The 13,633-nt window shown below is 56.1% G+C and carries 17 protein-coding genes; 11 read left to right on the top strand and 6 right to left on the bottom strand.

Translation table 11 applies throughout. The annotated features are described in order from the left end of the window. Positions 1-4 precede the first annotated feature (4 nt). The 5 genes from EAH74_RS12635 (at position 5) to EAH74_RS12615 (ending at position 3,241) form a co-directional block, all read left to right on the top strand. Complete coding sequence (locus tag EAH74_RS12635; protein WP_140678821.1) at positions 5-1,072, top strand: maleylacetate reductase; 1,068 nt, start codon at positions 5-7, stop codon at positions 1,070-1,072. A 28-nt stretch (positions 1,073-1,100) separates the two neighbouring features. Beyond that, complete coding sequence (locus EAH74_RS12630; RefSeq protein WP_140678819.1) at positions 1,101-1,973, top strand: dioxygenase; 873 nt, start codon at positions 1,101-1,103, stop codon at positions 1,971-1,973. 3 nt (positions 1,974-1,976) lie between these two features. Next, positions 1,977-2,288, top strand: coding sequence for a YciI family protein (locus EAH74_RS12625; protein ID WP_140678817.1), 312 nt, complete (start codon positions 1,977-1,979; stop codon positions 2,286-2,288). 2 nt (positions 2,289-2,290) lie between these two features. Continuing rightward, complete coding sequence (locus EAH74_RS12620; RefSeq protein ID WP_140678815.1) at positions 2,291-2,626, top strand: Rieske (2Fe-2S) protein; 336 nt, start codon at positions 2,291-2,293, stop codon at positions 2,624-2,626. Positions 2,627-2,785: 159 nt separating this feature from the next. After that, positions 2,786-3,241 carry a YMGG-like glycine zipper-containing protein gene (locus EAH74_RS12615; protein WP_140679424.1) on the top strand — a complete coding sequence of 152 codons (456 nt, stop codon included), beginning with the start codon at positions 2,786-2,788 and terminating at the stop codon, positions 3,239-3,241. Here the strand turns inward: EAH74_RS12615 and EAH74_RS12610 are convergent. The 3 genes from EAH74_RS12610 to EAH74_RS12600 are packed head-to-tail and all read right to left on the bottom strand — an operon-like array spanning position 3,226 to position 6,942. Continuing rightward, complete coding sequence (locus EAH74_RS12610; RefSeq protein ID WP_140678813.1) at positions 3,226-4,254, bottom strand: DUF2955 domain-containing protein; 1,029 nt, start codon at positions 4,252-4,254, stop codon at positions 3,226-3,228. The genes EAH74_RS12615 and EAH74_RS12610 overlap by 16 nt on opposite strands. After that, positions 4,244-5,392, bottom strand: coding sequence for an HlyD family secretion protein (locus EAH74_RS12605; RefSeq protein ID WP_140678811.1), 1,149 nt, complete (start codon positions 5,390-5,392; stop codon positions 4,244-4,246). The genes EAH74_RS12610 and EAH74_RS12605 overlap by 11 nt, the downstream gene beginning before the upstream one ends. Then, complete coding sequence (locus EAH74_RS12600) at positions 5,389-6,942, bottom strand: efflux transporter outer membrane subunit (protein WP_140678809.1); 1,554 nt, start codon at positions 6,940-6,942, stop codon at positions 5,389-5,391. The genes EAH74_RS12605 and EAH74_RS12600 overlap by 4 nt, the downstream gene beginning before the upstream one ends. Positions 6,943-7,060: 118 nt before the next feature. Here EAH74_RS12600 and EAH74_RS12595 point away from each other — a divergent pair, with 118 nt between their 5' ends. The 3 genes from EAH74_RS12595 to EAH74_RS12585 all read left to right on the top strand — a co-directional run bounded on the left by EAH74_RS12595 (position 7,061) and on the right by EAH74_RS12585 (position 9,750). Continuing rightward, positions 7,061-7,585, top strand: a complete 525-nt coding sequence (locus EAH74_RS12595; RefSeq protein ID WP_140678807.1) for a transporter suffix domain-containing protein — start codon at positions 7,061-7,063, stop codon at positions 7,583-7,585. Positions 7,586-7,746: 161 nt separating this feature from the next. Next, positions 7,747-8,271: a cupin domain-containing protein gene (locus EAH74_RS12590; RefSeq protein ID WP_140678805.1), complete on the top strand. Its 525-nt coding sequence runs from the start codon at positions 7,747-7,749 to the stop codon at positions 8,269-8,271. A 342-nt stretch (positions 8,272-8,613) separates the two neighbouring features. Continuing rightward, positions 8,614-9,750, top strand: coding sequence for an integrase (locus tag EAH74_RS12585; RefSeq protein WP_140678803.1), 1,137 nt, complete (start codon positions 8,614-8,616; stop codon positions 9,748-9,750). Positions 9,751-10,098: 348 nt separating this feature from the next. Here the strand turns inward: EAH74_RS12585 and EAH74_RS33865 are convergent, their stop codons facing one another. Together EAH74_RS33865 and EAH74_RS12575 are read right to left on the bottom strand one after the other, a co-directional pair. Further along, positions 10,099-10,488 (bottom strand): DUF3223 domain-containing protein, encoded by a 390-nt coding sequence (locus tag EAH74_RS33865; RefSeq protein WP_430539783.1) that lies wholly within the window; start codon positions 10,486-10,488, stop codon positions 10,099-10,101. 236 nt (positions 10,489-10,724) lie between these two features. Next, positions 10,725-11,702, bottom strand: a complete 978-nt coding sequence (locus EAH74_RS12575) for a 5'-nucleotidase (protein WP_140678801.1) — start codon at positions 11,700-11,702, stop codon at positions 10,725-10,727. A gap of 194 nt (positions 11,703-11,896) precedes the next feature. Here EAH74_RS12575 and EAH74_RS12570 point away from each other — a divergent pair, with 194 nt between their 5' ends. Beyond that, a complete protein-coding gene (locus EAH74_RS12570) occupies positions 11,897-12,358 on the top strand; it encodes a hypothetical protein (protein WP_140678799.1) in 462 nt (153 codons plus the stop codon). Between the two features lie 137 nt (positions 12,359-12,495). Beyond that, a complete protein-coding gene (locus tag EAH74_RS12565) occupies positions 12,496-12,798 on the top strand; it encodes a hypothetical protein (protein ID WP_140678797.1) in 303 nt (100 codons plus the stop codon). 44 nt (positions 12,799-12,842) lie between these two features. Here EAH74_RS12565 and EAH74_RS12560 read toward each other — a convergent pair whose 3' ends face one another. Then, positions 12,843-13,058: a hypothetical protein gene (locus EAH74_RS12560; RefSeq protein ID WP_140678795.1), complete on the bottom strand. Its 216-nt coding sequence runs from the start codon at positions 13,056-13,058 to the stop codon at positions 12,843-12,845. Between the two features lie 284 nt (positions 13,059-13,342). On the opposite strand from EAH74_RS12560, the gene EAH74_RS33200 reads away from it, so the two are divergent. Next, positions 13,343-13,558: a hypothetical protein gene (locus EAH74_RS33200; protein WP_205012910.1), complete on the top strand. Its 216-nt coding sequence runs from the start codon at positions 13,343-13,345 to the stop codon at positions 13,556-13,558. Positions 13,559-13,633 lie beyond the last annotated feature (75 nt).

Here is a 13,633-nt window from a genome sequence, read left to right as displayed (position 1 = left end):
TGCCATGAATCCTTTTGTTTACCAAAGCCTGCCAACCCGTGTGGTGTTTGGCTGGGGCAAGCTCTCGGCGCTGGCTGAAGAGATCGAGCGCCTGGGCGCCAGGCGTGCGCTGATCCTCACCACGCCTGAACAGCAGGGGCTCGGCGAACAGGTCGCGGCGTTGCTCGGTGATCGCGCGGCGGGCGTCTATCCCAAGGCAGTGATGCATGTGCCGCTGGAAGTGGCGCAAGCGGCGCGTGTCGAAGCGGCGCGTCTGGATGCCGATTGCTGCGTCGCCATTGGCGGTGGTTCGACCATTGGTCTGGGCAAGGCGATTGCCATGGATTCGGGACTGCCGATCGTGGCGATTCCGACGACGTACGCCGGTTCGGAGATGACCCCGATCTACGGGCTGACCAAAAACCGCCTGAAGAAAACCGGACGTGATCCAAGGGTTTTGCCCAAGACTGTGATCTACGATCCGCAATTGACCCTGACCTTGCCGGCGCAGATTTCCGCCTGCTCGGGGATGAACGCCATGGCCCACGCGGTTGAAGCGTTGTACGCCCAGGACGCCAATCCGATCATCGGTTTCATGGCCGAAGAGTCGATTCGCTCACTGGCCCTGGCCCTGCCGGGCGTGGTCAATGATCCCAACGATCCGCAAGCGCGCAGCCAGGCATTGTATGGCGCGTGGCTGGCAGGTATCTGCCTGGGTTCGGTCGGCATGGCCTTGCACCACAAGCTTTGCCACACCTTGGGCGGAACGTTCAATTTGCCTCACGCTCAGGCACACGCGATCGTTTTGCCACACGCGGCGCATTACAACCGTGAAGCGGCCGCAGAACCGTTACAGCGTGCGGCCCGCGCCTTGGGCGGCAGCGAAGCGGGGGAGGTGGGCGCCTTGTTGTATGCGCTGAACCAGAAGCTGGGTATTCCACTGGCGTTGGCGGACATTGGCCTGCCTGAAAACGGGCCGGCCGACGCCGCGCAAATTGCCTGCGCCAGTCCTTATTACAACCCACGGCCGTTTGAACAAGGCCCGATCGAAGTGCTGCTGACCCGCGCCATGAAAGGCCTGGCGCCAGCCTGATGCATTCAACCTCGTCGGAATAACAACAATGACCGATCACGACAAAGCCATGGAAACCCTGATCTCCGAGCAGGCGGTCAGCAGTTTTGGCTATGCGCCCAATGCGCGTTACAAACAGATCATGCAGAGCCTGGTTCGCCACCTGCACGCGTTTGTGAGCGACGTCGAACTGACCGAGCAGGAGTGGTTTGAAGGCATCCGCTTTCTGACCGAGACCGGCCACACATGTGATGGTCTGGTGCGCCAGGAATTCATCCTGCTGTCGGACACCCTGGGTGTGTCGATGCTGGTCGATGCGATCAACCATCGGCACAGTGCAAACGCCACTGAGACCACTGTGTTCGGACCGTTCTACATCGAAGGCATGCCGGAGCGGGACTTCGGTGAAAACATGGCCTTCACCGCGGGCGAGACGGCGCTGGTGCGCGGTCGAGTGGTCGATACTCGGGGCAATCCCCTGGCCGGCGCAGTGCTCGACGTCTGGCAGACTGCCGAAAATGGCATGTATTCAGGTCAAGATACCGAACAGCCTTTCGGTAATCTGCGCGGACGCTATCGCACCGATGCCGACGGCTATTTTGCGATTCGCACGATTGTCCCGGTGTGCTATCCGATCCCCACCGATGGCCCGGTCGGGCGCATGCTCAACGCTGCGAACCGTCACCCGTGGCGGCCTGCGCACCTGCATTTCATGATCGATGTGCCCGGCTATCGCAAACTGGTCACCCACCTGTTCAATCACGATGATCCGTACCTGGCGTCCGATGCGGTGTTCGGCGTCAAACAGTCGTTGCAGGTGATCTATGAAGACCGGGTCGTGCACGATGACTTGTCCGCCCGACTGGGTATCGAAGTGCCGTTCAAGCGCGCATGTTACGAATTTGTCATGGAAACCGAGTGAACCATGGGACAGTTTTTTGCGGTATTCGCTACAGACCACCCGGATTCCCTGGCCTTGCGTCAGCGCTTGCGGCCGAGTCATCAGGCGCACTTGCGAGCGACCGAAACGCATCGAGTGGTCGTGCGGTTCGGCGGCCCGACCCTCGATGAGGCGGGTGCATCCATGAACGGCACGTTGCTGGTCATCGAAGCGGGCAGTCTGCCGGAGGTGGAAGCGTTCATCCAGGACGATCCGTATGTTCAGGCCGGACTGTTCGCCAGTATTCAGATCCGCCCCTGGCACTGGAGCCTTGGCAACCCGGAATTGCGCGGCTGATCATGACCATCATTCCGTTATGCCAACTGGATGACATCACCGATGGTGGCGCCCTGGGTCTGCCCGAACACCAGCAATTGCATCCCGGCGGTCTGGTGGCGGTGCGGCAAGGCGAGCAGGTGTGGGTCTACATCAACCGTTGCCCGCATTTCTCGGTGCCTCTGGACTATCGCCCGCAAGAATTCTGCACCTATCGCGGCAAAATCCTGATGTGCGCTCATCACAGCGCGATGTTTCGTTTCGACGACGGGCATTGCATCGACGGTCCCTGCAAGGGTGCACAGTTGGAGCCCGTGCCGGTGCGATGGGTCGCAGACCAATTGATCATGGAGGTCTAGTGCCACGCGGATCACGTATAGAGAAGGAGGCGGGGGAGAAGGGGTGATCTACAATCTTTTATGCTGAACGACGCTCAGGATCACGAGGTGTGGCGTATTGAGCGGTCTGTCTACCGACCCAGTGTGCTTGCAGAGTGCCGGGCCCTGTCGGAGGTCATCATGAAAAGGTTGTCATCCATTAGCCTGTGCATCGCATTGTCGGTTTCCTGGACCCAGGGCTGGGCAGAAACGGTCGTGCCGATGAAAGGGCAGAGTTCGCAACAAACCCAAGTGGACATCACCGATTGCCACAACATCGCGGCCAGTCAGAGCGCCTCGACTGCACCGCCTCCTGCCGGTGGAAGGCTGAAGGGGGCTGCTGTGGGCGCTGCCGCAGGAGCTGCGGGGGCGCAGGTGCGCGGCCGTCAGCATGACGAGTTTTATGATCGCGTCGATGATGATGTGAAGCAGGACTATCGTCAGAACCAGGCAAAAGGGACAGCGGCTGCGGGAGCGGTGGTGGGCGGCTCGCGCCAGCGTCAGGAACGCCGGGCGCAGCAAAAAACCAGTGCTTCGACCAGTACAACGGTCTATACCAGTTGCCTGCAGGGGAAGGGGTATCAGGTTAACCCTTGAACCTCTTTTGGCCGATGTTGATCGAGCAAATGCACCATCAGGTCGGCATACAGAGTCACGGCGATAAACAGCCCCATACGCACCGCGAACGCCGTGTATACGTCCTTGCCCGCTGCGCTGTCCTGAACCGACTGGCCCAAGAGGATAATCATCGTGATCAGGCTGTTGAGCCAGAAGCCCGGGCTCAATCCCGTCGGACTCAGGGCATAGACCTTGCGGGCCAGCACGAGGCCAAACAGCAGCATCCACAAAAAGAACATCCACAGATGCACGAACAGACTGAGGGCACACCAGAACACAATGGCCAGCAGGCCACCGAGCAAGGTTGAACCGACCAGCTCACGGCCGGCCTGGCGTGCGGTCGTCGTCGAGCTTTGCTGGCCCAGGGTCACGGCCTTCAAGATGATCGGCAGATAACTGGCCGGATCGATCAGCGCCAACAGGAAGGTCGGCAGCACGATCAGGGTGGCACGCAGCGCCACTCGACTGACTTCCTCGGCTGGCAGGGTCGGGGCGGGTGGGGGTGACGGGGCGTTGGCCGGTTCGGGAAACAGCCAATGACTCAGCGCCAGCACCATGACCGCCAGGAGCAGCCCCTTGACCAACGCACCGATAACCATCGCGGCCAAATCGAATTCCGCCACACCGGCCGCCGAGATCATGGTCAGGCCAATCACCAGAAACGTGACGATCAGGTTGTTGCCGCCACGCAAACCGAAGCGGAACGCCAGGAACAAACTTGTCCCGACCAGCAGCACGCCGCTGACGGGGTAGTAACGCAGGATCGGAATCAACAGCAGGCCGAGGCCGGTCGTCAACATCGCCACCAATGCGAGAACTACGGCGGCCTTGAAAGGCAATGCACGATTGAGTGAGGCAAGCAGCAGCGCGCAGAGCACCGGGGCGATAAAGGGAATCGGCAAACCGAGACCGAAACTGATCGCCAGGCACAGTGCCGTGCCGGTGGCCAGGCGCAGAGCGCGTTGAGCCCGGGGCGTGCGTTTAGTAGGCATAGGACAGCCAACTCATCAGTCCCAGGAATACGCGACCGAGCGGGTTGAGCGGGTTGCCTTGGGAGGGAAAAGCCATGACTTCGGCCTGCCCACCGGCGCGGATGGCACGGATAGCGCGGCTCTCACGCAGCGTGTTCATTGACTCTTCGGAAAACTCGATGATCACCGGGAAGCGCTGAGCCGGACGCAGCCAGTCACGACTGTTCTGCACACTGGGAAGCGTGCCGGGTGCGGGCGTCTGGCCAACGCTGACACCATAACCGACACTGCGCACGCGCCCCTCGAAAACCTCGCCCGGCAACGCATCCAGTACGATCGCCACGGGCGTTTCGAGCGTGACCAGGCCGAGGTTGTTCTCGGTCATGTCCGCGCTGATCCACACATCGTGAATGGCGATCAGGGTCATTACCGGGCTACCGGCAGCAGCGAATTGCCCCGCGTCAGTACGCAGATCCGTAATCAGTCCGGCCGAGCGAGCGCGAATCTGCGTGTTGGACAGATCCAGTTCGGCTTTGGACAACGCCGTGGCGGCACTGCGCAGCAAGGCGTTGTCTTCCTCGCTGCCGCCTTCCTGCTCACGCGCGCGCTGCACTTCGGCGCGGGCAGCGGCGACCTGACTCACAGCCTGTTCGCGGTTGGCGCGAGACACTTCGAGCAGTCGTACGGAAATGGTGCCGGGGTCTTCGCGATACAAACCTTCAAGGCGCTGATTGTCCTGGCGCGCCTTGAGTTCATTGGCCTGGGCGGCTCGCAGATTGGCTTGGGCCGACGCGATCCCGGCGGTGCTGGCACCGATTTGTCGGCGGGTCGATTCAAGGTCGGCGCGTGCACGGTCGACGGCAATCTGATACGGCTGCGGGTCCACCTCGAAAAGGATTTCGCCGGCTTTGACGTCCTGGTTGTTGCGCACGTTCACCCGGGTCACGCGGCCCGCCACTTCCGAGGCGACCGGAATCACAAAGGCACCCACCCGGGCCTGTTGTGTATAGGGTGTGAAACGATCCGCCAACAGGTACCAGGTCAGACTCAGGAGGATCAGTAGTAGCACCCACTTGATGCCTTTTTTCGCCGGGTCGGCGGCCGGCTCTGGCGCCTGGGTGACAGGGGGCTCGGGCGTGGGCTGGGCGGCTTCACTCATTGGTCTTTTACCTTGTAAGACATTGGAATGGCAGGCTGTGCAGTGGCGGGCTCTTCCAGCAGATCGCCCCAGTCGATGCGTTTTTCCATCTGCTGGCGGGTAGTTGGGTCAACTTTCGGCTGGGCGCTGTACCAGCCACCGCCCACGGCTTTGTACAAGGCAATGACATTACTCACGGCATTGCTGCGGGCGACCAGATAATTGTCCTGTTGTTCGAGCAAGGCACGCTGCGCATCCAGCACCCGCTGGAAGTCCGAATAGCCTTCGCGATACTGCGCGCTGGCCAGCACCAGCGAGCGCTTGGCGGCCACTTCGGCCTCACGCAGGATGCGTTCGCGCTCCAGGGATTTGATCAGGCCATAGGCCGCATCGTCTGCCTCGCGTGCCGCCTGGCGAACCTTGTCGCGGTAAGCCTCGATCAGCTGTTGCAACCGCGCATCCTGCACGCGCACGTTGTTGCTGATCCGGCCATGGTCGAACAGATTCCAGCGCAGACTCGGGCCGCCGATTAAATCCAGATTTCGGGGCGTGCCACTGAGCGTGTCGGTTGACCAGACGATGCTGCCCAGCAAGGTCAGCGACGGATAGAAATCACTCTCGGCCACGCCGATCAGCGCTGACTGGGCGGCGACATTGAGCTCGGCGGCACGCACGTCGGGCCGACGCAGCAGCAGGTTGGCCGGTACATCTTGCAACACGGCACGGTCGATCAGCGGGATCAGTCCTTCATTCTCGAGCAGTTGCGGCAGCGCGCCGGGCGGCTGACCAATCAACACCGCCAACGCATTGCGGGTCCGTTGCAACTGGTCTTCGAAATTGGGGATGGTGCTCAACGTGCCCAGGTACTGGGTTCTGGCTTGTTGCAGGTCAAGCTCGGCACTTTGGCCACTGTTGAAGAGCTTTTCGGTGATTTCGAAGTTGCGCTTTTGCTGTTTGGCGTTTTCCCGGGCGACGCGCAAACGGGCTTCGGTGGTGCGCAGCGAAAAGTAGGTATCGGCCACTTGCGCGCGCAGCAGTACGAGCACGTCTTCATAGTTGGCCTGGGCGGCGAAGTAGCTGGCGTCGGACGACTCGATGGCGCGGCTGAAGCGGCCCCAGAAGTCCAGCTCCCAACCCACGTCGAACCCCGCGCTGTGTTGCCAGAAGTGGCTGTCTTGCGGGTTGGTCCCACCGGATTGCCTGCGGTTAAAGTAAAGACTGTCGACACTGGCTTGCTGCAGTTGCGGGTAAAGACCGCTTTGAGCAATGCCAAGTTGGGCACGGGCTTCCATGACGCGCAAGCCGGCGATTTTGAGGCTGGAGTTGCGTGCATCCGACTCGGCAATCAAATGATTGAGGACCGGATCGGCGAAGACTTCCCACCACTGACGCAGATCCGGGTTCAACCCTCGCTGGCTGGATTGCTCAAGGGCAGGGGTGCTCCAGTGTTTGACCCATTCTTCGCCGGGCGGCTGGAAGTCCGGCCCAAGTCGTACGCAGCCACTGAGGCCAAGTACGCCAAGCAGCACAAGCCGGCCTGGCCACTTCAGCAGGGTTGTACCTGGATGCATTACGCATTTCCCGACCAACAAAGATCACTGGAGCATAGCCGTCCAAATGGGCACGTGGCTGCTACGCTTTTTAAGCGCCATCAGATCTATTGCGATCCGTCAGAAAGGTACGACGATTATGAATAACACCCCGGGTGTTGTTGAACTCCATTCAGCCGGTTGGCGCTTTAAGGTGGGAATAGTCATTATCTGCTTGATGCTGGGTTCCTGGCTGTTAGTGCCTCTCGCCGCGGCTGCCGATGTGCCGGGTTCAAAGATCGCTGCGCTGACCGGCGTGCTGTTCATCAGCAACAAAGTCCTGTTGATTCTCGTCATTGCCATCATGGGCAAGTCCGGATTCCAACAGTTAAAACGCAGCCTGTTCGGATATGTGTCCTCACTTGCACCTAGCACGGAAGTCGAAGTGGGCCCATGGCGTCACAGAATTGGCATCGTGATGTTCTTTGTGCCGCTGATTTCCTCCTTTCTTGAACCCTACATCGACAGCATTTGGCCAGGGCTCAGACCCAACCTCTGGCAAGCTCAAGCGCTGGGTGACCTCATGCTGATCGGCAGCTTTTTCGTATTAGGGGGAAATTTCTGGGAGAAAGTGCGCGCCTTGTTTATCCGCACTGCTCGTGTCGCAAACACAAATGCGGCGTGAGTAACAAGTGGGCGAGGGTAGTGAGTACTCGTGCGTTCAAGCTCTAATGGCTAGCTCTACTAAAGAGCTATTTAGCATAGCTATTATTAATCGTATGCATAATAACAATAGATAGCGCGTATGCATTGCTCGCTATTTCAAAGGTTGGGGAACTCTTCAACATGACTACCAACACCTTTGATAAACACATTCCCAGCGCTGAGGCTGTAATCGCAGCACTGAACCTGGAACCCCACATGGAAGGCGGTTTCTACCGCAGAACCTTTCAAACCGATCACCACGCGATGGTTGAGACCGCTGGGGGCCGGCGCTACCTGATGACATCCATTTTCTACTTGCTGACCAAGGATTCGCCGATAGGTCATTTTCATCTGAACCAATCGGACATCGTGCATTACTACCATGTGGGAGATGCGATTCAGTACAGCCTGATTTTTCCGGACGGCACATTAAAAACAGTTGTGATGGGCAGCGAAATAATCGCCGGACAATGTATGCAGTTGCATGTACCTGGTGGCGTCTGGAAAGCTTCGCAGCTTACAAATGGATTGGCGGGATACGGTCTGATCAGTGAAGCGGTTTCACCAGGGTTTGATGTTGCAGATATGGAGTTGGGTAATCAGCAGCAGCTTACCGAGCAATTTCCCGAACACACGGAGCTGTTTGAGAAGCTGATGGGAGAATGAGTGGCTGAGGCGATTTGATCGCTTCAAAATCTGCGTGCAACCGGGCTAATCTCGAAACACCTTGTTACGTGTAATGTATATTATGTTAAACGAGGTGTTTAATGCTCATCAGTTTTTTATTGTCCAACGCCACTAACCTCCGGTCACGTTTGCACAAAACCCCGTTTCTCAAAAAATCAGCAATTTGAAGGCTTATCCTCATCCCCTGTCTCATGTTTGCTTCTCGCTGCTGTTTCACTAATCGCCGGTTAGCATCGCATGTCACAATCAGACTGGCCGTACCTCAATCTCTCTGCTACACGTATACGTATCACCCAAAGATTCTAGCTTGCTGGTTTCACCATGACGCGGCCGTTCATCCCATTTCCAATCTTCCCATCGTACGACCATTGGCAGCCCAACCAAGTAAAACGGTTCCCGGTCAATGCTTACGTCTCAGCCCGCCTGAACGAAGTTGACGAATTGTGCCTTCCATTCATCAATGCTTGGTACGCCGATAGGTACTTGAACTGGATTGCTCATAGTTGGAGTCCACAGACGCCACACCTTCAGTATTACAAGACCATCAACGGTCTGGAAAAGATGCTCAACTGGAGTTTCGCGAACAACCTCTCGTTGCTGGACTGGACGGACGCCGACTTCAGAGACTATGTGGGCTTTATCCAAAGCCCTGGCAGTGACTGGGCCAGTCCTAGCATTCAGCCGCGGTTCCTGGTCAGCCCCGGCAAGAATTACCACGATTACCCTATAAATCCTGAATGGAAACTATTCCATTCCACCCGTGCCACGAAGTCCAGCGACGCCATAGACAGGAATGTTTGGAAGCGTGAGATCAGGAGCGTCACGCAGTTCATGGATTTCTACTTGAAGGACGTGTCTGCCATGAGGCCAAACGTCGCCGCTGCCAAGCTGGACTGGCTGTTCTTTAAGGAACCACAGGCTCGAGGCACCATTTCTGATGTGGTGCTGGAGTGGATTTTCGAGACGCTGCCGAACCTGCTTAGTCCACATAACTCACACCTGATCGAAATGTACCTGACCATCGCCAGACATACGGTCAGACCGATGTGGCAAGTGCTGGGTACGGCTTCTAGCCCTGGGCGTATCGACCAGTTCATGCGTAATGAGCGTGGCAACTGGCTGGAAAGCCATCCCAAGAATGGCTCCGCGGTTCCCTTGCCGCCGGCATTTTCCCGGACTTTCGACCGATACCTGGTTTACCTGAATATTGATGCTAGCCAGCCGTTGCCAGCGTTGAGCCTGTTTCCGAGGGAGGATTCGCTGGGTGTACACGATCTAAAAGGTCTCTGGCTCATCACGTGCTCGATCAGGCAGAACCTCGCGGATATGGCGTTGGCGTCGGATAATCCGGATATTGTTGAGGTTGCTAGTGAAATCAGACGTTTGACGACAGCCCTTGTCTCGAATCGGCCTGTCTCCGAACCTAGGCAGGGCAAGGATTTGGGGAACCCTTCCTAATGCTGCCAGCTGGGATTCAGGGCGTGGCTCTCCGAGTTCGGCTGTCGTAAACCAAGCCGCCCGCTAGGCGCGCGTCTCGGCCCTGTAGGCGTCCATCCTCACGCCTGCGCGCTCCGCTTGCTTGGAGTACGCGCAGGGTGCTGGATCAACGGGCGGACTTCAAAAGGGGGCGCGGATACGTCATTGCCCTCCCCCTAGACCCTGATTCCAGCTCAGCCATGCCGAGCCACTCAGGTGGAATAATTGGCTTCCGCCTCCCATACATCGACGAGTTGGCTATGAATCTTCCAGAAATGCTCCGCGACCGCATTTACTAATAACAGCAAAAGCCACACGAACTCCGATGTCCTAGACGCGGTAATCCACACAAGTTAGCCCTCTGAACAACCTGATATTTCCAGTGAGATTTTCAACGAATTCGAAGGGGGGGAAGTCGACTGCGCGGCTGGGACGAGCGTCTCTATCTTCGATGATCGCCCCGCTCACCGTACAACTTACCGGCATGCCCAGCGCGTCACGAAATGCGATCAATTGAGAGCGCACAGCAAACCTCAATGCCTCGCATACCCTGCCATGTGGCGATTGGACGAGACCGGTAATGCAGCGTTTATAGGAGAAACCTTCTTCACTGCCATCGGTGCGATCAAGTTTGATCCCCCTACCCGCTCCCAAGGCATTTCTCACGATCTTGAAGTGGTCGATCCCGACACCAATTTTTCTGCTCGCCTCCGGATGCATTGCTATTAGCAGGTGCATTTTTTTGACATGCGAGCATGTTGGCGACCACGCCTATTGGTGCGTTTTGCAGATAGTCTTTGAGTCGATCCAGCAGCTCTTTTTTGGATTTGTACTCAAACGGCCCCAACCAGAACATTCAGAAGTCTCCCTACCTCATCGGTTAATCCGAGTCGCGATCGCAAGACGCTGGGTGTGGCCTCGTCGGAGAAGCCACAAATAAACATCAGGTCGCAGTCCTACACCACTACCTGATCAGCCTCAGTCGCGAGCGCGTCCTCCGTTGGCAAATTGTTGGTAATGCCGAAAGGAATGTGCACGGACGGAGCAACCGCGCTGGTCGATTTAAGATGCCCGGATTGGTCATCGAAGAATATGTGCGGTTTCAACACGGCCAGAATTTTGCCTTTCTCGATACCCCCCAGAAAGAAAGCGTCGTTGGCCATGACGCCCCAACTCTTGAGGGTATTCATCGCACGCTCATGAGACGGAGCATTCCGCGCCGTGACGATCGAAACGCGAATACGGTTTTCGTACTTCGGGTTTTGCTTTTTGTGCTTCTCCTCGACCGATTGGATCTTGGAAATCCGCACCATGAACTCCTTCAACGGCCCAGGGTTATGCGGCTCCATCACGTTCTTCACTTCATGGGCATGAAACACTGACAAGCCAGAGGCCTGCATGATCGTTTCAGATTCGTCGCCGGCGAGTACGCCGTCAAAGTCGAATGCGATGCGTAGGGTTTTGTCGGCTTCGTCGTCTTCGAATTTCGAGTCGAGCACTTGGCCCGCCGGATACCCGGCTTTAATAGCGGCTTCCACGTCTTTTTTGTCACCAGACAAAAACAAAGCGATATTCAGTGCCGGTATGTACTCGTAGGGAGATTTGCCTTGCATGAAAATCGCCCTGGTCATTCCGAGTCCGTAGTGCTCGATAGTCTTCAGTACGCGCAGCCCGGTATCAGGATCATTTCGCGAAAGAAGAATGACCTCTACTAGCGGATCCTCAGGATTAACGCTCAAGTCATTCACCGACAGCAAACGCTTGATGAAGGGGAATGCAATCCCCTTAGGAAGCGGGACGTGGAGGTTTTCTTGCTGAAATTTGCGGTACTCCTCCTCTCCCTGACTCTTGAACACGGCATCCGACGCCACCAAGTCGAAAACGGCGCTGGAAGCCACGCCTATTACCAAACGATTTTCTAGGTCATAGGGCATTCTTATCACTCATCTAAAATCAGGTTTACCAGGGTTAATTCAATCTGCGTCATTCAAGCAGCCTCTCGCTAACGCGCAGGATTTAAGTAGTTGCTTGTATATATAACACTTGATGCTTGTCAAGCGAAAGTCTCTTGCAAAGTAAAAATCTACCATGTTAGCTTGTTCATATAACAATAAAAAGGAGTTATGCAATGGAGTCTTATTCCATTCACGTTGAACATTCAGAAAATACCAAAATGGCTTTTGTGATCTTTAATGACTTAGGTGAAGTTCCGCAGTCAGTGCGCGAGTGCAAATTCCAAACGATCGGATGGATATTATATGTGTTCGACAAAATGCGGGCGCTCGTAGACGAGTGGGACGAAATTGTCCACGAAAGCAACGTTTCCGATGCGTTGATAAATCTGGCGTCATTGGACTGGGAGACTGCGCGTGCGCTTGTGCGAGCTGAAACCTGGCGGGAGCGTTTCAGCCGTATTTGGCCGCTATTGAGCTATCAAGACCAAATACTTGCACTCGGGTATGACTATGACGACGAGGAAAATAAAAATTATTGGCCTGGCTTCGACTCGTTCAACATGATGTTTCACGATTTTATTCGGAAATCCCCACTCCGGAATCGTAGGAAAGCATGCACCGAAGCGAACTGCTAATAAAATGAGGATCTGATCATGCCTACCTTTTCCATCGATGTTCGTCTATTACAAACTAATGCTGGACGTGTGCTAGAAACAGAGCACACCACAGAAAAAAAGAGTCGATCACACGTTCGATTTTTCAAGGTATCGGCTTGCTCTATTACATGGCCGACGCAGTTGCCCTGCGCCAACCAAACTATGCTCACGTTGGAATTGAGTTTTTCAATTCTCGACTGTACGGGTTAGGAGGAAAGCTTGATATAGGCGATGTTTTGCTCTCTGCTGATAGCTGGGAAGAGCGAATGTATTACGCTTGGATTGTTATCGACAAAAAATCAAGGGCAGAGGGGTTAAAACTAGACTATGGGAAGTTCCAGAACTATTGGCCAACACTTGATTTTTGCGCTAAAGGTTGGAACTCCCAAGTCGAGAAATGGATGAATGAACCCGATTAACTGGATTGGCATCAGATAGAAGCCCATAAAGCCGGGTTGAAATCTCATGACCTCCGATTGCGCTTGAATGCAATCAGTGCCTGAAGCGCACGGTCAAGACTCATGCCCTCCCTCTCCTTTTGAATGAGAAAATCCGCAACGAAGGTTGCAGGGTCATCCGCGGTAAAGTCCGGATAGCCCGCTGCAGCTGACTTGCGCGAATTATCGATCACCGATTGCAGCCCTTCGCGCTTCGCTAGGGTCTTTCGTGATTTTTTCATTGGGTGGTTACCTGGATCCTAGAGCACCGATGCTTGCCTGGGATCGAGCATAACGCCGGAAGAGACTGCACGTCAGCAGTCGCGTTCGAAAGCTGCAGTACTTAAAAGTAGACGCGTAGTTCAGCTCATGAAGTTACTTACGAAGCCCCATCACCGTATGGCTGCACAGTACGAAACCCCAGACCCTGGCGTTCGCACTGGCGGATTCACCAGCGGGTCTGGCTGCATGGATCTTCGAGAAATTTCACGCTTGGGTAGATCATCCCTACGAACTTGAACAAGTGGTGCCGATTGACACCCTCCTCAATGACATCGCCCTTTACTGGTTCAGCGGCAGCATTCAATCGACCTTGAGGTTGTACAAGGAAAGTAGACAAAATCCGCTCATCTTTGACGCCAGCGTGCGAGTGGAAACACCGTTGGGCGTGGCGGTCTTTCCTAAAGCGCTACCCATGCCGCCGCGCAGTTGGGTTGACCGTGTGTTCGATGTCCAGCGCTAGGAACACATGGCGCGCGGAGGTCATTTCGCAGCATTAGAGCAGCCTGAAATTCATGCTGATGAGATCCGAGCATTC

The sequence above is a fragment of the Pseudomonas mandelii genome (assembly GCF_006438925.1).
Taxonomy (GTDB): Bacteria; Pseudomonadota; Gammaproteobacteria; order Pseudomonadales; family Pseudomonadaceae; genus Aquipseudomonas; species Aquipseudomonas mandelii_C.
Note: the sequence above shows the minus strand (reverse complement) of the source record. Positions and strands in the feature narration are given on the sequence as shown.